Here is an 18,415-nt window from a genome sequence, read left to right on the forward strand (position 1 = left end):
GTGCGGCCGCCAACGCCGGTTGGCGGCGCATCGGCCGACACCTTATCACGCCTCGTCTCGCGACGGGGAGGGGCGCGCGGCCGCGCGCGCGAGCGACGTTTCGACGGCTTCGGCCAGCGCCGGCAGCGAGACCGGCGGCGTCGCACGCTTCGCCGCGAGCGCGACCGCGCGGCGCGTCAGCAGCGCGTACAGTGCCGCATGATCGCCGCCGCGCGCCTCGAGCAGCGCGAGCTGGCGCTCGACGATGCCCGTGTCGCCGCGCGACACCGGCCCGGACAGCGCATTCGCGAGCCCCTTGTCGCGGGCGGTTTCGATCGTGCCGGCGAGCATCGGCAACAGTGCGCGTAGCGCGGCGTCCTCGTCGAAACCGAGGCCGCGCCACAGCTCGACCGCTTCCGACAGCCCGCACAGTGCGAAGCTCGCCGCGTAGTGGGCGGCCGCGTGATACAGCATCCGGCCGCCGGCCGGAATCGACAGCGGATGGCAGCCGAGTGCGGCGGCAAGTCGCAGCAGCGTCGCGTGCAGCGCACCGTCCGCTTCGATCGTGACCGAGCAGCCGTCGATGCGCGCGAGGTCGGCATCGGTGCCGCCGAACAGATAAAGAGGATGGAAGCCGCCGGTGGCCACGCCTTGCTGCTTCGCCGGGTCGAGCAGCGCGACCGCCGATGCGCCGCTGCAATGGACGACCGCCTGGCGGGCGGCGCGCGAGGCGTCGAAGCGCAACGCCGCGGCGCTCGACGCGAGATGATCGTCGGGCGTCGTCACGAAGATCAGGTCGGCGGCGTCGGCCACTTGCTGCGGGGTATCGACCGCGCGGCAGCCGTCGATGCGCGCGGCAAGGCCGGCGGCCGATGCGGGTGTGCGGCTCGCGATCGCGACGACGGGAAAGCCGGCCTGCGCGAAACGCTGCGCGACACAGCGCGCGAGGCGGCCGGCGCCGATGAAGCCGAGGCGGGGTGTGTCGGGAAGCGGCATGGCAGCGGATGTAAGCGAAAACGAAGCAGCCGCCAGTATCGCAGGAATGACGGCGATGTCGCGGAAGGCAGCATGCGAGGCGGCTGCACGTATGAATTACCGATGCGCGGCGCGATCGATGCGTGGGTGGGCATCCGGTATCGTGGCGGGATCACGACTCGGAATCCGTCCCCGAAACTCCATGCGGCTGCGTCCCGCTTGAAATGTCGGCATGTTGTCTCGAATTTGTAATCGTTCATTACGTACGCGCGCCAGCTGCGCGCGCCGGATCCGGTAAGACTGACCGATCGTCGTGTCGCGCCCCGACTCCTCGGATGGAATCGCGCGACCCGCAAGGGTTGGCGCCCGTGCGAGGCCCCGCGCCGGACGGCGGCTCCGGCCGCGGACAATTGCAATTTGCAACAAATGCACGATACGCGCGGGGCGGGTTTTCGCTACATTGCTTGCATGCGACGTGCATGCCCGCCGTTGCCGACAGGAGCGCCTAAAATACCGCTCCAGCAGGAGAATCGAAGTGAAAAAGCTCATTCCGTTCATCGCCGCCGCCGCGCTGGGCCTGGGTGCCGCAAGCGCCGCGCAGGCTCACGTGTCGATCGGGGTCGGCATCGGTATCCCGGTCGCACCCGCATATCCCGTCTATGCACCGCCGCCGCCCGTCTACTACGCGCCGCCGCCTCCGCCCGTGTACTACGCGCCGGCACCGGCCTACTATGCGCCGCCGCCCGCTGTGGTCGTCGGCGGCTACTACGGTCGCCCGTACTGGCGCCACGGCTACGGCGGCTGGGGCCATCACGGCTACTGGCGTCGCTGATTCGTCCCGCGCGGCCTGACCGCGCGCGGCAAAACGGCGCAACGTCCCGCGAGGGGCGCTGCGCCGTTTTTCATTGGGGCCGCCATTTCGGCGCGCGGCTCGGCAGGGCGGTCGCGATTACGTCGCGTGCACGATCAGGTCGCGGTAGCCGCCGACGATCACGCTGTACGAGAAATACGCGAAGAGCAGCGCCGACGCGACATGGCACGCACGCATCAGCCCGGCGCCTGCACGCTTGCGGCCTTGGCTCGCGAGCGTGCACATGAAGAGCGTCCACGCGAGACCGCCGAGGAAAAAGCCCGACAGGAACACCGACGCGGTGGCCGGGGTGGTCGCGCCGGCTTTCGCGATCAGCGCGCCGCCGACCGCCGCGAACCACAGGATCGCGCTCGGTGACGACATCGCGAGCAGCATCCCGCGCGCGAAACTGCGCCGCGCGCTCGCCCGCGGCGGCGGTTCATCGTCTGCGTCGTCGTCGGCTGCCTTGACGGGCGCCAGCGCTTCGCGCGCCATCTTCCACGTGAGGAACAGCAGCACTGCGCCGCCGCCGATCCACACGATCCAGCGCACGGGTTCGAACTGCAGCAGCACGGCCATCCCCGCGAGCGCGAGCGCCGCGTAAACGAGATCGCCGACGCACGAGCCGACGCCGAGCCAGAAGCCCGGCCGGAAGCCGTGCGACAGCGTCAGCGACAGCATCGCCACGTTCACGAGGCCGATGTCGAGACACAACGATAGCGACAGAAAGAATCCGTCGGACAGCATGGAGGCAGGCGGAAAGTTCATCTTCGGGGTGCGTGCGGCGATTGCGATGCGCGGGCCGGCGGGTGCCGGCCGCCGGCCGCGTGGCGTCAGAGGCCGATCTCCTGCCACAGCCGGTCGACGCGCGCCTTCACGGCCGCGTCCATCTCGATCGGGTGGCCCCATTCGCGATTCGTTTCGCCCGGCCACTTGTTGGTCGCGTCGAGCCCCATCTTCGAGCCGAGGCCGGCCACCGGCGATGCGAAGTCGAGATAGTCGATCGGCGTGCTGTCGACCATCACCGTGTCGCGCACGGGGTCGACGCGCGTCGTGATCGCCCAGATCACTTCCTTCCAGTCGCGGATGTTCACGTCCTCGTCGACGACCACGATGAACTTCGTATACATGAACTGCCGCAGGAAGCTCCACACGCCGAACATCACGCGCTTTGCGTGGCCCGCGTAGCTCTTCTTCATCTGGACGATGGCCATCCGGTAACTGCAGCCTTCGGGCGGCAGGTAGAAGTCGGTGATTTCCGTGAACTGCTTCTGCAGCAGCGGCACGAACACCTCGTTGAGCGCGACGCCGAGCACGGCGGGCTCGTCGGGCGGCTTGCCCGTGTAGGTCGAATGGTAGATCGCGTCGCGGCGCATCGTGATGCGCTCGACGGTGAACACCGGAAACCACTCCTGCTCGTTGTAGTAGCCGGTATGGTCGCCGTACGGCCCTTCGAGCGCGTGTTCGTACGCGGCCGCCGCGTTGCCCGCCGGTCGCGGCGGCGCGCCGGCCGGCGCAGGGGCGGGGGCGCCTTCCTGCGGATGAATGAAGCCTTCCAGCACGATTTCCGCGCGCGCGGGCACCTGCAGCGTGTCGACGCCGGGCGTCAGGCACTTCGCGAGTTCCGTGCGGCTGCCGCGCAGCAGGCCGGCGAACTGATACTCGGACAGCGAATCGGGTACGGGCGTCACCGCACCGAGTGTCGTGGCCGGATCGGCGCCGAGCACGACCGCGACCGGATAGGGCTTGCCCGGGTTCCGCAGCGCGAACTCGCGGAAGTCGAGCGCGCCGCCGCGATGCGCGAGCCAGCGCATGATCAGCTTGTTGCGGCCGATTAATTGCTGACGGTAGATGCCGAGGTTCTGGCGCGGCTTGTTCGGCCCGCGCGTGACCGTCAGGCCCCACGTGACGAGCGGCCCCGCATCGCCGGGCCAGCAGGTCTGGATCGGCAGCTTGTTCAGGTCGACGTCGGCGCCTTCCCAGACGATTTCCTGGCACGGCGGCGACGACACCGACTTCGGCGCCATGTCCCACACCGCCTTCGCGAGCGACAGCAGCTTGCCGGCGTCCTTCAGGCTCTTCGGCGGATCGGGTTCCTTCAGCGCGGACAGCAGGCGCCCGAGATCGCGCAGCGAACCGAGCGCGGCATCGTCGCCCGCATCGACGCCCATCCCGAGCGCGACGCGGCGCGGCGTGCCGAACAGGTTGCCGAGCACCGGGAACGCATGGCCGGGCGGCGCGTTGAACAGCAGCGCCGGGCCGCCGGCGCGCAACACGCGGTCGCACAGCTCGGTCATTTCGAGCACGGGCGACACGGGCTGGGTGACGCGCCGCAGTTCGCCGAGCGCCTCGAGGCGCTGAATGAAATCGCGTAAGTCTTTGTATTTCATGAAGAAGGTCCGGGCTGCCCGCAGGGCGGGCAGCGGTGGGCGGGGGCAGCGGCCGGCTGCGACCCCGAATCGACCGACGATTTTACCCGGGTCGCCGCGCGGCCGCCCGGCGCAGAAAAAAGTCGATCGAGCGCAAACCCCTTACGGCACGGGGATTGCGTTCTGAAGAGTGGTTTTAAATTACTTTTTGTTATGATTTGAAAGTTTTATAGTGTTGACGATCTATAAAACCCTGCTAGAATCCGCTCACATTGGTTGCAGGGTAAAAGGCTTCGAGCCGCCAATCACCGATCTTTGACGCAGCGCGTCACCGTCCGCCGAATCCTGCACGGCGTTTTCGACGGCCTTTGTCGTAGTCCCAGCCAGCGCCACCAGACGCTGGTTTTTTGCGTGGGTGCCACCGCGTATGCCCGCCTCGCCCAGTGTGCGAAGGCGCCGGCCTTCTTACACCGTGGCCTCGAACGGTACTTATACCGTTTCCCCGATGCTTGCGCGTCCCAACCAAGGCGTGCGGCGTCGTGATTCCGCGGCGCGTTTTCCGTCTCGCCATCGAGCTGAGCGAGCCGCACGAGTCATGTTCATGGGAGATGATCTGAATGAACGCTTGGTTATCGTGGCGTCCCACCGAGCAGCATGCGCAAATCGTGCGCAACTTGCTGCGTCGCGGGACGCGTGTCAGTCACCATCTATTCAGCGTTGTCGGCTGTTTCGCTGTCGCGGTCGCGCTTGCACTGTGGTTGCTGCCAACCGTGCGCGGCACGCTCGCCGCGAAGCTGATGCCGGTCGTGTCCGCGGCCGTGCAGGCCGGTCCGGCGCGCCTGCTGTCCGGCCATCCGCTGCCGAACTTCGCGCCTGCCGGCGCGCAGCCGCAGCAGGAAGAGAGTCCGGAAACGGATGCGCTTGCAGTTGGCCTCGACGTCGCACCGGAAGCCGGCGCTCAGGGCGCCCCGGGCGATGCGTCCGATCCGGCCCGTAACGGCCCGTCGCCCGTCGCGCTTGCGAAACTGATCCCGATTCAGCGCGTGGCGGCCGATGCCCGCGACGATCGCGCGCTCGCGTCGAACCGCGAACAGGCGCTCGTCGCCACCTATCTGTCGCGCCGTTACCGCGTCGCCCAGGAGCCGCTCGGCCAGCTCGTCAAGGCGGCGTTCCAGACCGGTCGTGACGTCGGCCTCGATCCGCTGCTGCTGCTGTCGGTGATGGCGATCGAATCGGGCTTCAACCCGTACGCCGAAAGCGGCGTCGGCGCGAAGGGGCTGATGCAGGTCATGTCGAAGGTGCATTCCGACAAGTTCGAGTATTTCGGCGGTACCGACACCGCGCTGCAGCCGCTCGCGAACCTGCAGGTCGGCGCACTGGTACTGAAGGACTGTATCGCGCGCGGCGGTTCGCTCGCGAACGGCCTGCGCCTGTACAACGGCTCGACGAATCCCGACGACAACGGCTACGGTTCGAAGGTGATGGCCGAACGCAGCCGCCTGCGCGACGTCGCGCGTGGCCGCAGCGTGCCGATCAACGCGCCGCAGGCGCCCGCGCAACCCGCGAAGCCGATCGTCACTGCCGCTGCCGTGACGGCCGCGGCAGGCGGCGCGAAGCGCGTGCATGCGACGCTCGACGGCACGACCTCGATCAAGGCGGCGCCGAAGGAAGCCGCCCCGCAGGACGACGCGAGCGTCGATACCGCGAAGCAGTCGCACGGCGATCATTCGGAGCTCGGCGCGTAACGGTCGCGTTTCGGCGGCTCCGGCCGGCACGACATGAAAAAAGCACCCGACTCGGGTGCTTTTTCTTTTTGCGATGCGTGAAGCGGCGGTACGCCCCGGCCGCGGCGTCAGTGCTGGCCGAACAGCGCCGCGAGCCGGCCGACGGCCTCTTCGAGCCGAGAGTAGGCCGTTGCATAGGACAGGCGGATATAGTCACGCGGCGCATGGACACCGAAGTCCATGCCCGGCACTAGCACCACGCCTGCGTCGTGCAGCATCGCCTGCGTGAGTGCGGCACTGTCGCCGGCCGCCGGGTGGGCGACGCCGCCACAATGCGCATACACGTAGAACGCGCCGTCCGGCATCACTGGCACCGTGAAGCCGAGCCGTTCGAGCGCCGGTGCGATGAAATCGCGGCGGCGCTTGAATTCGAGCCGGCGTGTTTCGTAGATGTCGAGCGTCGCGGGTTCGAAGCAGGCGAGCGCCGCGTGTTGCGCGAGCGCGGAGGGGCAGATGAACAGGTTCTGCGAGAGCTTCTCGAACGAGCCGACGAGCGCGGGCGGCACGACGAGCCAGCCGAGCCGCCAGCCCGTCATGCTGAAATACTTCGAGAAGCTGTTCACGGTGATGACGTCGTCGCCGAACGACAGCGCCGATACGGGCGCGGCGTCGTAGCTGAGCCCTTGGTAGATCTCGTCGACGATCGTGAAGCCGTGGCGTGCGCGTACCGCTTCGACGATCCGCTTCAGTTCGTCCGGTTCGAGCGACGTGCCGGTCGGGTTCGACGGCGACGCGAGCAGCACGCCGCGCGTGCGCGCGTTCCAGTGCGTGCGGACGTCGTTTTCGGTGAGCTGGAAGCGTGCGTCCGGGCCGCTCGGCACGAGCACCGGGCGACCTTCGGCCGCCGCGACGAAGTGCCGGTTGCACGGATACGACGGGTCGGGCATCAGTACTTCGTCGTCGCGGCCGACCAGCGCGAGGCACGCGAGCAGCAGCGCGGCCGATGCGCCGGCCGTCACGACGATCCGCTCGGGCGCGATCGCGAGGCCGTACGCGCGCGCATAGTGCGCGGCGATCGCCTCGCGCAGCGGCGCGATGCCGAGCGCGCTCGTGTACTGCGTGACGCCGCGGCGCAGCGCGGCCGCGGCAGCCTCGACGACCGGCTCCGGCGCGGTGAAATCCGGCTCGCCGATGCCCATGTGGATAACGTCGCGCCCCAAGGACTCGAGCCGCTGTGCCTCCTTCATCAGTTCCATCACGTGGAAGGGCTGGATCGCGTCGACGCGTGCGGCGAGCGTGACGAGCGAATCGGCGGTGGTATTCATCGGCGGGCGGGACGGAGGGGAAAAGAATGAAAAACGGGCGCTTGCGCGCCCGTGGACCAACCAACGGTATCAGCCGTTGCGACGCGCCTGCGTTTCGGCGGGGCGCAGCTTCGCGGCCAGCTTGTCGAGCACGCCGTTCACGTACTTGTAGCCGTCGGAGCCGCCGAACGTCTTCGCGAGTTCGACGGCTTCGTTGATGATCACGCGATACGGCGTCTCGACGTGGTGCGTGAGCTCGAACGTCGCGATCAACAGGACCGCGCGTTCGACCGGCGACAGCTGATCGATCGGACGGTCCAGCGACGGCGCCAGCGCTTCGACGAGCGTCGCATGTTCGCGGATCACGCCGTGCAGGATCGCTTCGAGCAGTTCCTTGTCAGCCTTGTCGTAACCGAGCGCGCCGCGCAGTTGCGCGTCGATCTCGCCGGAGGGCGCGTTCGACAGCAGCCACTGGTACAGGCCCTGCGTCGCCAGCTCGCGCGATTGTCGGCGGGCGCTCTTCTTCATGCGCGCTCCTCTTCGTCGTCTTCGTCTTCCTCTTCGTCCTCGTCGTCGCCGAGCTGGTCGAGCGCCATCGTCAGGTTGGCCATCTCGACGGCGACGCGTGCGGCGTCACGACCCTTTTCGGTCATGCGCGCGACGGCCTGCTCGTCGGTTTCGGTCGTCAGGACCGCATTCGCGATCGGCAGGTTGAAGTCGAGGCCGATGCGGGTGATGCCCGCGCCGCTCTCGTTCGACACGAGTTCGAAATGGTAGGTCTCGCCGCGGATCACCGCGCCGAGCGCGATCAGTGCGTCGAACTGGCCGCTTTCGGCGAGCTTCTGCAGCGCGAGCGGGATTTCCAGCGCGCCGGGCACTGACACGAGCAGCACGTCTTCACCGGTGACGCCGAGGCGCTCCAGTTCTTCGACGCACGCGTCGGCGAGGCCGTTGCACACGGGTTCGTTGAAGCGCGATTGCACGATGCCGATACGCAGGCCGTCGCCTTCGAGATTCGGTTGGTATTGTCCGATTTCCATGATCTGGTCCGTGGTGTGGATGAACGGTTATAGGGCGAAAGCGCCGTGGCGGGTTACGCGTGGGACGCCGGGCAGGACTTGGCCTCGCCGCCGGGCATCGGAATGAAGCCCGTGACTTCGAGGCCGTAGCCGGACATGCTGCCCAGCTTGCGCGGATTCGACAGCACCTGCATCTTGCCGACGCCGACATCGCGCAGGATCTGCGCGCCGATGCCGAACGTCTTGAAATCGACCGGCCGGCGCTTGAGCGCAGCGGCCTTTTCTTCCTCGTCGAACGCCTTGAAGACGTCGATCAGGTGTTCCTTCGTATCGCCGCAGTTGAGCAGCACGATCACGCCGAGGTCGCGTTCCGCGATCTCGCGCATCGCCGCGTCGAGCGTCCACGAGTGGGTCGAGATGCCCGTCTCGAGCAGGTCGAGCACGGACAGCGGCTCGTGCACGCGCACCGGCGTATCGACGTCGGGCGACGGCATGCCGCGCACCAGCGCGATGTGCGGCGAGCCGCTCGGCTGGTCGCGGTACAGCACCGCGCGGAACGTGCCGTGCGCGGTCTGCATCGTGCGCTCGGCGATCCGCTCGATGATCGATTCGGTGCGGCTGCGGTACTGGATCAGGTCGGCGATCGTGCCGATCTTCAGGTTGTGTTCCTTCGCGAATTCGATCAGGTCCGGCAGGCGCGCCATCGTGCCGTCGTCCTTGATGATCTCGCAGATCACCGCGGCCGGCGTGAGGCCCGCGAGCGCGGTGAAGTCGCAGCCGGCCTCGGTGTGGCCCGCGCGCACGAGCACGCCGCCCGGTTGCGCCATGATCGGGAACACGTGGCCCGGCTGCACGATATGCTCGGGGCGCACGTCGTGCGCGACCGCCGTGGCGATCGTGTGCGCGCGGTCGGCGGCCGAGATGCCGGTCGTCACGCCTTCGGCCGCTTCGATGCTGACCGTGAACGCGGTGCCGTACTGCGTGCCGTTGCGATAGGTCATCAGCGGCAGGTGCAGCTGCTTGCAGCGTTCCTGCGTCAACGTCAGACAAATCAGGCCGCGGCCGTACCTGGCCATGAAGTTGATCGCTTCCGGCGTGACGAATTCGGCGGCGATCACGAGGTCGCCCTCGTTTTCGCGGTCTTCTTCGTCGACCAGGATCACCATCCGGCCGGCTTTCAGCTCGGCGATGATGTCGAGCGTGGAGGCGAGCGTCATAAGGGGGCGAGAAAGAGGAAAGTGCGTATTTTACGCCAGCCGGGCGGCGTTTCGGCTGGCGCAGGCCGGGCGGGGCCGGCTTGCGCTCCGGAAAGCGCTGCGGCCGGCCTGCGCGCGGGTGCGGACGGCCGCGGGCCGGGCGTTGCGCGACCGCGTGTCACGCGTGCTCGTTGCGCCCGCCGAGGTAGTCCAGCTTGCCGAGTTCGACGCCGCTATGGCGCAGGATGTCGTACGCGGTCGTCACGTGGAAGAAGAAGTTGGGGAGCACGAAATTCAGCAGGTACGACTGGCCGGTGAATTCGATCGGCCCGACGCGCATTTTCAGCACGACCTGACGCGTCTCGCTGCCGTCGATCTGTGCGGCGTCGAAGCTTTCGAGGTAGTCGATCGTCTTCTGGATGCGCGCATGCAGCTCGTCGAAGGTCTGCTCGACGTCCGGGTAGCTCGGGATGTCGACGCCGGCGAGCCGCGCAGCGCAGCCCTTGGCCGTGTCGGTCGCGATGTAGACCTGGCGGACGAGCGGCAGCATGTCCGGATAGAGGCGTGCGCCGACGAACACCGACGGATCGATCTGCTTTTCGGCCGCATGGGCCTGCGCCTTGCCGAGGATGTGCTGCAGGTTGGTGAGGCCGCGGATCAGGACGGGCAGCGAAGCCTGGTACATCGAGATGGACATGGGGACGACTCCTGTGGGAAAAGAGGCGCCGCGGTGCGCGGCACGTCGTGCGTTGCGGCGTTGAAACCGCTGTCGACGCATCTTAGCGCGACGGCATGACCCGTGCGCGTCGTTGGCCGTTTGGCCAGGTGTCGGCTGGCCAAACGGCCAACGACCGAACGCGATCCGATGGCGGCGTATCGGATGGCCGGCGACGGAGCGGCCCGGCACGAAGTAGGGTGGGAGCAAAGCGCGGCGAAGCCCGCTTGGCCCACGCACACGATCGGGCCGGCGGCCGGCGGCCGGCGGCCGGCGAGCGGTTGAGCGAGGAGGAGGCGGCGACGCCCGAACCATGCCGGGCGAACCGCCAGCCGTCATTCCCCGCACCGGACGGCGCCGGCCGATCAGTCCTGATGCACGCCCTGCGACGACGACAGCATCCGCTCCACGTACCGCGCGATCATGTCGACTTCGAGATTGACCTTGTCGCCGGCCTTCACGTGACGCAGCGTCGTGACTTCGACCGTATGCGGAATCAGGTTGATCGAGAATTCGCAGCCGTCCGCGCGATCGTCGACCGTATTGACGGTCAGGCTCACGCCGTTCACCGTGATCGAGCCCTTGTACGCGAGATAGCGGCCGAGTTCGCGCGGCGCGACGATCCGCAGTTCGTGCGACTCGCCGACCGGCGCGAAGCGCGACACGGTACCGAGACCGTCCACGTGGCCCGACACGATATGCCCGCCGAGGCGATCGTGCGCGCGCAGCGCCTTCTCGAGATTCACTTCGCCGGGCTGCGCGAGGCCGACCGTCCGGTTCAGGCTTTCGCGCGACACGTCGACGTCGAATGCGGTGTCGGTCTTTTCGATCACCGTCATGCACGCGCCCTGGATCGCGATGCTGTCGCCGAGTGCGACATCGGCCAGGTCGAGCCCGCCGGCCTGCACGGTCAGGCGTACGCCGGCGTCGGCCGACGTGCCGAGCGGGGCGATCGATTCGATGCGGCCGACGGCCGCGACAATTCCGGTAAACATCGTGACGATTCCGTTCAGTGAGCGGCGTCGGGCGGCGCGAGCCGCGCGAGGATCCGCAAGTCGTCGCCGATCCGCTCGATACCGTGGAACGACAGCCGGGTGCGCGCATCGAGGCTCGCCGGCGCGGCGAGATCGAACATGCCGGCCGCGTCGGCGCCCAGCAGGCTCGGCGCCAGATACACCAGCAATTCGTCGACGCACCGTTCGCGCAGCAGCGAACCGTTCAGCTTGTGGCCGGCCTCGACGTGCAGCTCGTTGACGCCGCGCGCGCCGAGCGCCGCCAGCATCGCGGGCAGGTCGACCTTGCCGTGCGCATTCGCGAGCGGCACGACTTCCGCGCCGCGCGACTTCAGCACGTTTGCGCGGACTTCGCCGGCGGCGTCGAGCCGGCCGCAGAAGATCAGCAGCGGCGCGCCTTCGAGCAGCCGTGCGTCGAGCGGCAGGTCGAGGCGGCTGTCCACGAGGATGCGTTGCGGTTGACGCGGCGTGTCGATGCCGCGCACGGTCAGCAGCGGATTGTCCTCGCGCACGGTGCCGATGCCGGTGAGGATCGCGCACGCGCGTGCGCGCCACGCGTGCCCGTCGAGGCGCGCGGCCTCGCCGGTGATCCACTGGCTTTCGCCGGACGGCAGCGCGGTGCGGCCGTCGAGCGATGCGGCGGTCTTCATCCGTACCCACGGGCGGCCGCGCGTCATCCGCGACACGAAGCCGATGTTCAGCTCGCCGGCCTCGTGTGCGAGCAGCCCGCAGCGCACGTCGATGCCCGCGTCGCGCAGCATCCCGAGGCCGCGGCCCGACACCTGCGGGTTCGGGTCTTCCATCGCCGCGACGACCTTCGCGACGCGCGCGTCGATCAGCGCGTTCGCACACGGCGGCGTGCGGCCGAAATGACTGCACGGTTCGAGCGTCACGTACACGGTCGAACCCGCGACGTCGTGGCCGCGCGAACGCGCGTCCTTCAGCGCCTGCACTTCCGCGTGATCCTGGCCGGCCGGCTGCGTGAAGCCTTCGCCGATCACGTCGCCGTGCTTGACGATCACGCAGCCGACGCGCGGATTCGGCGCGGTCGTGTACATGCCGTGCGCGGCGAGCGCGAGCGCGCGCTGCATGTGGGCGAAATCGGTATCCGAGAACATGCGCGCGGCCCCGGGTCAGGCGGCGAGTGCCGCGAACGCGCGGCGCGCGGCCGCGAGCGTCGCGTCGATCACCGCGTCGTCGTGCGTGCTCGACACGAAGCCGGCCTCGTAGGCCGACGGCGCGAAGTACACGCCCTCGTCGAGCATCAGGTGGAAGAAGCGGTTGAAGCGCTCGATGTCGCTCTTCGTGACTTCCGCGAAGCTGCCCGGCACGCGCTCGGCGAAGTACAGGCCGAACATCGCGCCGATCGAGTCGGCCGCGAACGGCACGCCGGCCGCGCGGGCTTCGGCCGCGAGGCCGTCGGCGAGCCGCTTCGTCTGCGCGGTGAGCGCGTCGTAGAAGCCCGGCGCCTGGATCAGCTGCAGCGTCTTCAGGCCTGCGGCGACCGCGATCGGGTTGCCCGACAGCGTGCCGGCCTGGTAGACGCCGCCGAGCGGCGCGAGGTGGGCCATGATGTCGCGGCGGCCGCCGAACGCGGCGGCCGGCATCCCGCCGCCGATCACCTTGCCGAGGCAGGTGAGGTCCGCCGCAATCCCGTAGTACGCCTGCGCGCCGCCGAGCGCGACGCGGAACCCGCACATCACCTCGTCGAAGATCAGCACGGCGCCGTGCTTGGTGCACAGCGCGCGCAGCGCGTTCAGGAATTCGGGCGTGCCGCGCACGAGATTCATGTTGCCGGCCACCGGCTCGACGATCACCGCGGCGATGTCGTCGCCGAACGCGCCGAACGCTTCCTCGAGCGCGGCGACGTTGTTGTATTCGAGGACGGTCGTGTGCTTCGCGATGTCGGCGGGCACGCCTGCCGACGTCGGATTGCCGAACGTCAGCAGGCCCGAGCCGGCCTTGACCAGCAGGCTGTCCGCGTGGCCGTGGTAGCAGCCCTCGAACTTGACGATGCGGCTGCGGCCCGTGAAGCCGCGCGCGAGACGCAGCGCGCTCATCGTGGCCTCGGTGCCGCTCGACACCATCCGCACCTGCTCGATCGACGGCACGAGCTTGCAGATTTCCTCGGCGATCTCGATCTCGGCTTCGGTCGGCGCGCCGAACGAGAAGCCGTCGGCGAGCACGTTCTGCACGGCCGACAGCACTTCCGGATGGACGTGGCCGACGATCATCGGGCCCCACGAACCGATGTAGTCGATGTACTGCTTGCCGTCGGCATCCCAGAAATACGGGCCCTGCGCGCGCGCGACGAAGCGCGGCGTGCCGCCGACCGAACGGAACGCGCGCACCGGCGAGTTGACGCCGCCCGGAATGGTCTTCTGGGCGCGTTCGAAGAGGATCTGATTGTTGGACATGAGCGAAACCTGCGAGAGAACGGCGCGGGGGCCTGTGCACGGGCCGCGGCGCCTGGGCGGAACGATCGTCCGATTGTACCGGAGACACGCGAGGCAGGCCCGCCGCCGGTCCGCGGCCTTTCGGCGCGCAGGGAATTGCCGGGCCGGCAATGCGGGCCAGATTCGACCCGGTTTTCGGTTATCGCGGCGGCTTGCGCTTGCCGGTCAGCTCGGCCCAGCGCTTTTCGAGCGGACCTTCGACCATCGGCTTGATCGACGTGCCGGAAGTCTGCGCATCCCAGGTCTGCACCGAATACGGATGGACGCGCAGCGCGTCGCGCGGAATCACGACGTCCTGGTGCGCGTCGACCAGCCAGTCGTACACGAAGTCGATGCACAGCCGGTAGCCGCGCCTGGTCGATGGATCGGGCACCTCGTACGGTGCGCGTGTCACGTAACCGGAGCCGAACACGCCCTTGGGCTCCTTCGCGACGCGGTGCAGGAACACGCGGTCGCCCGGCAGGATGCCGCGCGCGAAGCCGCAGCCCCACACGTCATGCACGGCCTCGCCGGCCTTCACGCGTGCGGCGACGTCGGGCAGTTCGGGCCACGGCCATTTCTTGGGGCTCCAGATCAGCAGGAAAGCGGTCATCGGTTCGGTCGTACGTCGAATGGATTGGACAAGCGCGGCGGGAAGCCGCAAGCTTAATCGAATCCGCCCGCGTGTTCGCGGGTGCACGCGACGCGCGTGGGTGGCTCCCCGGCCGCCGCACGCGGTCCGAGGCACGCAAAAAAGTTGCGCGTACAATCATGGGCCTGAACGCGCCGCTTGCGGTGCGGCTTCCCGTCTTCACCGTCACGCGCGCCCCGATGCACGCGGACTCCCATTCCGGATACCCATGTCCCACGTCGTCCGGCGCCGGCCCGATGCCCGGCTGATCCTGTTGCTCGGCGCGCTCGCGGCCTGCGGGCCGATCGCCACCGACATGTACCTGCCGAGCCTGCCGTCGATCGCCGCCGGCTTCTCCGTCAGCCCCGGCGCTGCGCAGCGCACGCTGACCAGCTTCATGGCCGGCTTCTCGATCGGGATGCTGCTGTACGGCCCGCTGTCCGACACGTGGGGCCGCCGGCCCGTGCTGCTCGGCGGCATCGCGCTGTTCACGCTCGCGAGCGTCGGCTGCTTCGTGTCGGGCTCGATCGACATGCTGATCGTCGTGCGCTTCCTGCAGGCGCTCGGCGCCGGCGCCGCGTCGGTGCTCGCGCGTGCGATCGCACGCGACGCGCACGAGCCGAGCGACGCGGCGAAGGTGCTGTCGATGGTCGCGATCGTCACCGCGGTCGGGCCGCTGCTCGCGCCGCTGATCGGCGGCCAGATCCTGCGTTTCTCCGGCTGGCGCGGCGTGTTCGTCGTGCTGGCCGCGTTCGGCGCGATCTGCGCGACGACCGCGTATCTGCGGGTGCCCGAAACCTGGCCGAAGGAGCGGCGCAAGAGCGCGGCCGTGCTCGCGTCGTTCGCATCGTACGGGCGCATCCTGTCCGACCCCGTCGCATGGGGGCACATGCTGTGCGGCGGGATGGCGTTCGCGTCGATGTTCTCGTACATCACCGCGACGCCGTTCGTGTACATCGAGTATTTCCACGTGTCGCCGCAGCACTACGGGCTGCTGTTCGGCCTGAACGTCGTCGGGATCATGATCGGCAACTTCGCGAACACGCGCCTCGTCGGCCGCATCGGTTCGCTGCGCATCATCGCGGCCGCGTCGCTCGTGAGCTGCATCGCGTCGCTCGCGGTCGCGCTCGTCGCGCTGACGGGGTGGGGCGGGCTGTGGTCGATCGTCGTGTGCCTGTTCTTCGTCGTCGGCGTGGTCGGGATCCTGTCCGCGAACTGCACGACCGACCTCATGCACCGCTATCCGCACAACGCGGGCGCGTCGGCGGCCGTGTTCGGCGCGATGCAGCTCGCGCTCGGCGCGCTGGCGAGCGTCGCGATCGGCGCGCTCGCGGACGGCACGCCGTTCGCGATGGGCGTGACGATCGGCGTGTCGGGCCTGCTGTGTTTCGCCGGGCGCTGCCTCGTGCTGCGCTGGCACGGCCGACCGGTGAAAGCGGGCGCCTGAGCTGCCCCGCCAGCCGGGCCGCGCAATGAAAAACGCCACCGCGCGCGATGCGCCGGTGGCGTTTTTCGTCGGGACGCGGGCAGCGGCGCTCGCCGTGCCGCGCGTCAGTCCCGCGCGACGTCCTTCGCCGCCGGCGACGCGCCGTGGCTCAGCCAGTCGAGCACGTCGGCCGTTTCGTCGTCGGTGGCGCGCGCCTTCGCCTGCGCGACGGCCTCGGGCAGTTCGCCGTTGGTCGACGCGCGACGGATCGCGACACCGACCGCGAGGATGTCGATCATCAGCAGATGCAGGATCCGCGAGATCATCGACAGCTGCGATTCGCGCATCTCGATGTGGTCGGTCTCGAGCGCGACGGTCGCGCGCTTCGCGAGCGGCGTGTTGCTCGACGTGATCGCGATCACCTTCGCGCCGGCCTGCATCGCGACGTCGAGCACGCGCAGCAGCTCGGGCGCGCGCCCCGACTTCGACACCGCGACGATCACGTCGCCCTTGCCGAGCAGCGCGGCCGACGCGGCCTGCATGTACAGGTCGCCGTACGCGATCGTCGGAATCCCGAAGCGGAAGAACTTGTAGTGCGCGTCCTGCGCGACGATGTTCGAATTGCCGAGCCCGTAGAACTCGATACGCCGCGCGCCGTTCAGGATCTCGATCGCGTTTTCGACGTGCTCGAAATTCAGGTGCTCGCGCAGTTGCAGGATCGCGGACACCGTGTTGTCGAGCACCTTCGCGCCGAAATCGGTGGCCGTGTCGCCGAGATGCACCTGGCTGTGGCTCATCGGAATCGTACCGGTGAGCCCGGTCGCGAGCTTCAGCTTGAAGTCGGACAGACCCTGGCAGCCGAGCGAGCGGCAGAAGCGGATCACCGTCGGCTGGCTCACGTCGGCCTTGCGCGCGATGTCGACGATCGGGTCGTTGATGATCGAGCGCGGATGGTTCAGCGCGAGATCGGCGACGCGTCGCTCGGCCGGCGTCAGCGCGTCGCGCATCTGGCGGATCCGCTCGAACACGGCAGACGACGCGCCGCCCGAACGATTCGACAACTGCTCCGCGAGAATCGCCGACACGCCGAGGAACGCCGGGTATTCGGCGGTGATCAGGTAGGTCGGGATGTTCGCGAGATAGTGCGCGAAGCGGCCCTTCGCCTCGAAGCGCGCACGGAACGACGAGCGCGTGAACAGCTCGCCGAGCTTCAGTGCGACACCGCCGCCGATATAGACGCCGCCGAGCGCGCCGAGCGTCAGCGCGACGCTGCCGGCGAACGAGCCGAGAATCCCGCAGAAGCATTCGACCGTCTCGAGCGCGAGCGCGTCGCCCGCATGCGCGCGCTCGACGATCTCCACCGTATCGACGGACGCGGCGACGCGCTTCTTGTCGCGCGCGGCGAGCGCCCGGTAGATGATCTCCATGCCGGGGCCCGCGCACACGCGTTCGAACGATACGTGCGGAAATTTCTTGCGCGCGTATTGCAGCACCAGATCCTCGCGCTCGTCCTGCGGCGCGAACGACGCATGACCGCCTTCGCTGCCGAGCGCGATCCAGCGGTCGTCCGCCGGAATCAGGCCCGACACGCCGAGCCCGGTGCCGGGCCCGAGCAGCCCGATCACGCTGTTCTGGCGGCGCGTGCCGCCGCCGATCTGTACGCGCTGCGCATCGGTCAGGCCGGGCAGCGCCATCGCGAGCGCGGTGAAGTCGTTGACGACCAGCAGCGTGTCGAAGCCGAGCGCGCGGCGCGTCGCCTCGATCGAGAAGCGCCAGTCGTGATTGGTCATCGTGACCTGATCGCCGTCGACCGGGTTCGCGATCGCGATTGCCGCGTGGTTCACGCGGCTGATCTTCACATCCTTCAGATACTTGCGGATCGCGTCGGTGATCGTTGGATAGTCGGCGCCGGGATACACGCGGATTTGCGTGATCTCGCCCGGGCCGGTTTCCAGCGCGAAACGCGCGTTGGTGCCGCCGACGTCCGCGAGCAGGCGCGGGCCGTCGGCATGCTGACCCGCGACGACCGCCTTACTTTGCGCACCAGTAGACATCGAGCTGGGTCCCCTTGTCGTTGGCCAGTTGGGAAATCGCGTTCTTCTGCAGCGACGCGGCCGCGGCGTCGAGCACGTCGCGCTTGCGGGCACCCGCGATCAGCAGGAACAGCCGCTCGACGCGCTTGAGCGCATCGAGCGAATAGCTCACGCGTGCATGGGGCGCCGCGCCCGGATGCACGGCGACGAAACGCTCGGGCGTCGTGATCGCGTGGTCCCATTCGGGCGCGTCGGCGAAGATCGACGCGGTGTGGCCGTCCTCGCCCATGCCGAGCACCGCGACGGTCGGCACGCGGTAATCGGTGTTCGCGTTGAGCGCGGCGACCTGCGCGTCGAGCGTGGTGCGCGTGTCGACGAGCGGCAGGAAGCGGGCAGGGGCCGCCGCGTGCTGCAGCAGCGTGTCGCGCACGAGTTGCGCGTTGCTCGCCGCGTCGTCGTCCGGCACCCAGCGGTCGTCGACCAGCGTGACGTCGACGCCGGCCCAGTCGAGCGCCGCATGCGACAGCGTGTGCAGGAACGGGCGCGGGCTGGTGCCGCCGGACACCGCGAGCGTCGGGCGCGCGGGGCCGGCGAGCGCCGCGCGCAGCGCGTCGCCGACGGCGCGCGCGAGCGCTTCGCTTTGCGCTTCCTGGGTGTCGAAAGCGTGGATCTCGATCACATCTCCTCCGGACTGCTTTGTCTGTTCAAATCGTACGAATCGTGAAGCGTGTTGCCGCGTACGGTGG

At 68.7% G+C, this 18,415-nt stretch carries 17 protein-coding genes; 3 read left to right on the top strand and 14 right to left on the bottom strand.

Annotation, left to right across the window (positions count from 1 at the left end; all coding sequences use genetic code 11):
* Positions 1-45 precede the first annotated feature (45 nt).
* Complete coding sequence (locus tag WS61_RS07500; protein WP_059499893.1) at positions 46-975, bottom strand: Rossmann-like and DUF2520 domain-containing protein; 930 nt, start codon at positions 973-975, stop codon at positions 46-48.
* 514 nt (positions 976-1,489) lie between these two features.
* Here WS61_RS07500 and WS61_RS07505 point away from each other — a divergent pair.
* Entirely contained in the window at positions 1,490-1,786 is a 297-nt protein-coding gene (locus tag WS61_RS07505; protein ID WP_006488565.1) for a hypothetical protein, read from the top strand.
* A gap of 117 nt (positions 1,787-1,903) precedes the next feature.
* Here WS61_RS07505 and WS61_RS07510 read toward each other — a convergent pair whose 3' ends face one another.
* Both WS61_RS07510 and WS61_RS07515 read right to left on the bottom strand, forming a co-directional pair.
* Positions 1,904-2,572 carry a LysE family translocator gene (locus WS61_RS07510; protein ID WP_059499894.1) on the bottom strand — a complete coding sequence of 223 codons (669 nt, stop codon included), beginning with the start codon at positions 2,570-2,572 and terminating at the stop codon, positions 1,904-1,906.
* A 65-nt stretch (positions 2,573-2,637) separates the two neighbouring features.
* A complete protein-coding gene (locus tag WS61_RS07515; RefSeq protein WP_059499895.1) occupies positions 2,638-4,194 on the bottom strand; it encodes a UbiD family decarboxylase in 1,557 nt (518 codons plus the stop codon).
* 596 nt (positions 4,195-4,790) lie between these two features.
* Between WS61_RS07515 and WS61_RS07520 the strand changes: the two genes are divergently transcribed.
* Positions 4,791-5,918, top strand: a complete 1,128-nt coding sequence (locus WS61_RS07520; protein ID WP_059499896.1) for a lytic transglycosylase domain-containing protein — start codon at positions 4,791-4,793, stop codon at positions 5,916-5,918.
* A 107-nt stretch (positions 5,919-6,025) separates the two neighbouring features.
* On the opposite strand, the gene WS61_RS07525 is transcribed toward WS61_RS07520, so the two are convergent.
* The 9 genes from WS61_RS07525 to WS61_RS07565 all read right to left on the bottom strand — a co-directional run bounded on the left by WS61_RS07525 (position 6,026) and on the right by WS61_RS07565 (position 14,192).
* Positions 6,026-7,222 (bottom strand): pyridoxal phosphate-dependent aminotransferase, encoded by a 1,197-nt coding sequence (locus tag WS61_RS07525; RefSeq protein WP_059499897.1) that lies wholly within the window; start codon positions 7,220-7,222, stop codon positions 6,026-6,028.
* 69 nt (positions 7,223-7,291) lie between these two features.
* A complete protein-coding gene (gene nusB / locus WS61_RS07530) occupies positions 7,292-7,729 on the bottom strand; it encodes a transcription antitermination factor NusB (RefSeq protein WP_006476662.1) in 438 nt (145 codons plus the stop codon).
* Positions 7,726-8,241 (bottom strand): 6,7-dimethyl-8-ribityllumazine synthase, encoded by a 516-nt coding sequence (gene ribH / locus WS61_RS07535; protein WP_034206641.1) that lies wholly within the window; start codon positions 8,239-8,241, stop codon positions 7,726-7,728. Before ribH ends, nusB begins: the two co-directional genes overlap by 4 nt.
* A 53-nt stretch (positions 8,242-8,294) precedes the next feature.
* The gene (gene ribBA, locus WS61_RS07540; RefSeq protein ID WP_059499898.1) at positions 8,295-9,437 is read right to left on the bottom strand and encodes a bifunctional 3,4-dihydroxy-2-butanone-4-phosphate synthase/GTP cyclohydrolase II; all 1,143 of its coding nucleotides are present in this window, start codon (positions 9,435-9,437) and stop codon (positions 8,295-8,297) included.
* A 157-nt stretch (positions 9,438-9,594) separates the two neighbouring features.
* Complete coding sequence (locus WS61_RS07545; RefSeq protein ID WP_059499899.1) at positions 9,595-10,113, bottom strand: DUF1993 family protein; 519 nt, start codon at positions 10,111-10,113, stop codon at positions 9,595-9,597.
* A 383-nt stretch (positions 10,114-10,496) separates the two neighbouring features.
* A complete protein-coding gene (locus tag WS61_RS07550; RefSeq protein WP_059499900.1) occupies positions 10,497-11,126 on the bottom strand; it encodes a riboflavin synthase in 630 nt (209 codons plus the stop codon).
* Between the two features lie 14 nt (positions 11,127-11,140).
* Positions 11,141-12,262 (bottom strand): bifunctional diaminohydroxyphosphoribosylaminopyrimidine deaminase/5-amino-6-(5-phosphoribosylamino)uracil reductase RibD, encoded by a 1,122-nt coding sequence (gene ribD / locus WS61_RS07555; RefSeq protein ID WP_059499901.1) that lies wholly within the window; start codon positions 12,260-12,262, stop codon positions 11,141-11,143.
* Between the two features lie 15 nt (positions 12,263-12,277).
* Entirely contained in the window at positions 12,278-13,561 is a 1,284-nt protein-coding gene (hemL, locus tag WS61_RS07560) for a glutamate-1-semialdehyde 2,1-aminomutase (protein WP_059499902.1), read from the bottom strand.
* Between the two features lie 178 nt (positions 13,562-13,739).
* Positions 13,740-14,192, bottom strand: coding sequence for a hypothetical protein (locus WS61_RS07565; protein ID WP_059499903.1), 453 nt, complete (start codon positions 14,190-14,192; stop codon positions 13,740-13,742).
* Between the two features lie 247 nt (positions 14,193-14,439).
* Here WS61_RS07565 and WS61_RS07570 point away from each other — a divergent pair, with 247 nt between their 5' ends.
* On the top strand, positions 14,440-15,657 hold the full coding sequence (locus tag WS61_RS07570; RefSeq protein WP_059499904.1) for a Bcr/CflA family multidrug efflux MFS transporter: 1,218 nt from the start codon (positions 14,440-14,442) through the stop codon (positions 15,655-15,657).
* A 104-nt stretch (positions 15,658-15,761) separates the two neighbouring features.
* Here the strand turns inward: WS61_RS07570 and WS61_RS07575 are convergent, their stop codons facing one another.
* A complete protein-coding gene (locus WS61_RS07575) occupies positions 15,762-17,690 on the bottom strand; it encodes a bifunctional transcriptional regulator/glucokinase (RefSeq protein WP_059499905.1) in 1,929 nt (642 codons plus the stop codon).
* On the bottom strand, positions 17,668-18,348 hold the full coding sequence (gene pgl / locus WS61_RS07580) for a 6-phosphogluconolactonase (RefSeq protein ID WP_059499906.1): 681 nt from the start codon (positions 18,346-18,348) through the stop codon (positions 17,668-17,670). Before pgl ends, WS61_RS07575 begins: the two co-directional genes overlap by 23 nt.
* Between the last annotated feature and the right edge of the window lie 67 nt (positions 18,349-18,415).

The organism is Burkholderia sp. ABCPW 11 (assembly GCF_001523445.1).
Taxonomy (GTDB): Bacteria; Pseudomonadota; Gammaproteobacteria; order Burkholderiales; family Burkholderiaceae; genus Burkholderia.

What these genes read in the sequence shown, in the direction of transcription:
- ribBA (WP_059499898.1), bottom strand. Translation starts at nt 9,437, where the DNA reads ATGACGCTCGCCTCCACGCTCGACATCATCGCCGAGCTGAAAGCCGGC.
- ribH (WP_034206641.1), bottom strand. Translation starts at nt 8,241, where the DNA reads ATGGAAATCGGACAATACCAACCGAATCTCGAAGGCGACGGCCTGCGT.
- WS61_RS07570 (WP_059499904.1), top strand. Translation starts at nt 14,440, where the DNA reads ATGTCCCACGTCGTCCGGCGCCGGCCCGATGCCCGGCTGATCCTGTTG.
- nusB (WP_006476662.1), bottom strand. Translation starts at nt 7,729, where the DNA reads ATGAAGAAGAGCGCCCGCCGACAATCGCGCGAGCTGGCGACGCAGGGC.
- WS61_RS07565 (WP_059499903.1), bottom strand. Translation starts at nt 14,192, where the DNA reads ATGACCGCTTTCCTGCTGATCTGGAGCCCCAAGAAATGGCCGTGGCCC.
- WS61_RS07525 (WP_059499897.1), bottom strand. Translation starts at nt 7,222, where the DNA reads ATGAATACCACCGCCGATTCGCTCGTCACGCTCGCCGCACGCGTCGAC.
- WS61_RS07510 (WP_059499894.1), bottom strand. Translation starts at nt 2,572, where the DNA reads ATGAACTTTCCGCCTGCCTCCATGCTGTCCGACGGATTCTTTCTGTCG.
- WS61_RS07520 (WP_059499896.1), top strand. Translation starts at nt 4,791, where the DNA reads ATGAACGCTTGGTTATCGTGGCGTCCCACCGAGCAGCATGCGCAAATC.
- WS61_RS07515 (WP_059499895.1), bottom strand. Translation starts at nt 4,194, where the DNA reads ATGAAATACAAAGACTTACGCGATTTCATTCAGCGCCTCGAGGCGCTC.
- WS61_RS07500 (WP_059499893.1), bottom strand. Translation starts at nt 975, where the DNA reads ATGCCGCTTCCCGACACACCCCGCCTCGGCTTCATCGGCGCCGGCCGC.
- WS61_RS07550 (WP_059499900.1), bottom strand. Translation starts at nt 11,126, where the DNA reads ATGTTTACCGGAATTGTCGCGGCCGTCGGCCGCATCGAATCGATCGCC.
- WS61_RS07575 (WP_059499905.1), bottom strand. Translation starts at nt 17,690, where the DNA reads ATGTCTACTGGTGCGCAAAGTAAGGCGGTCGTCGCGGGTCAGCATGCC.
- hemL (WP_059499902.1), bottom strand. Translation starts at nt 13,561, where the DNA reads ATGTCCAACAATCAGATCCTCTTCGAACGCGCCCAGAAGACCATTCCG.
- WS61_RS07545 (WP_059499899.1), bottom strand. Translation starts at nt 10,113, where the DNA reads ATGTCCATCTCGATGTACCAGGCTTCGCTGCCCGTCCTGATCCGCGGC.
- ribD (WP_059499901.1), bottom strand. Translation starts at nt 12,262, where the DNA reads ATGTTCTCGGATACCGATTTCGCCCACATGCAGCGCGCGCTCGCGCTC.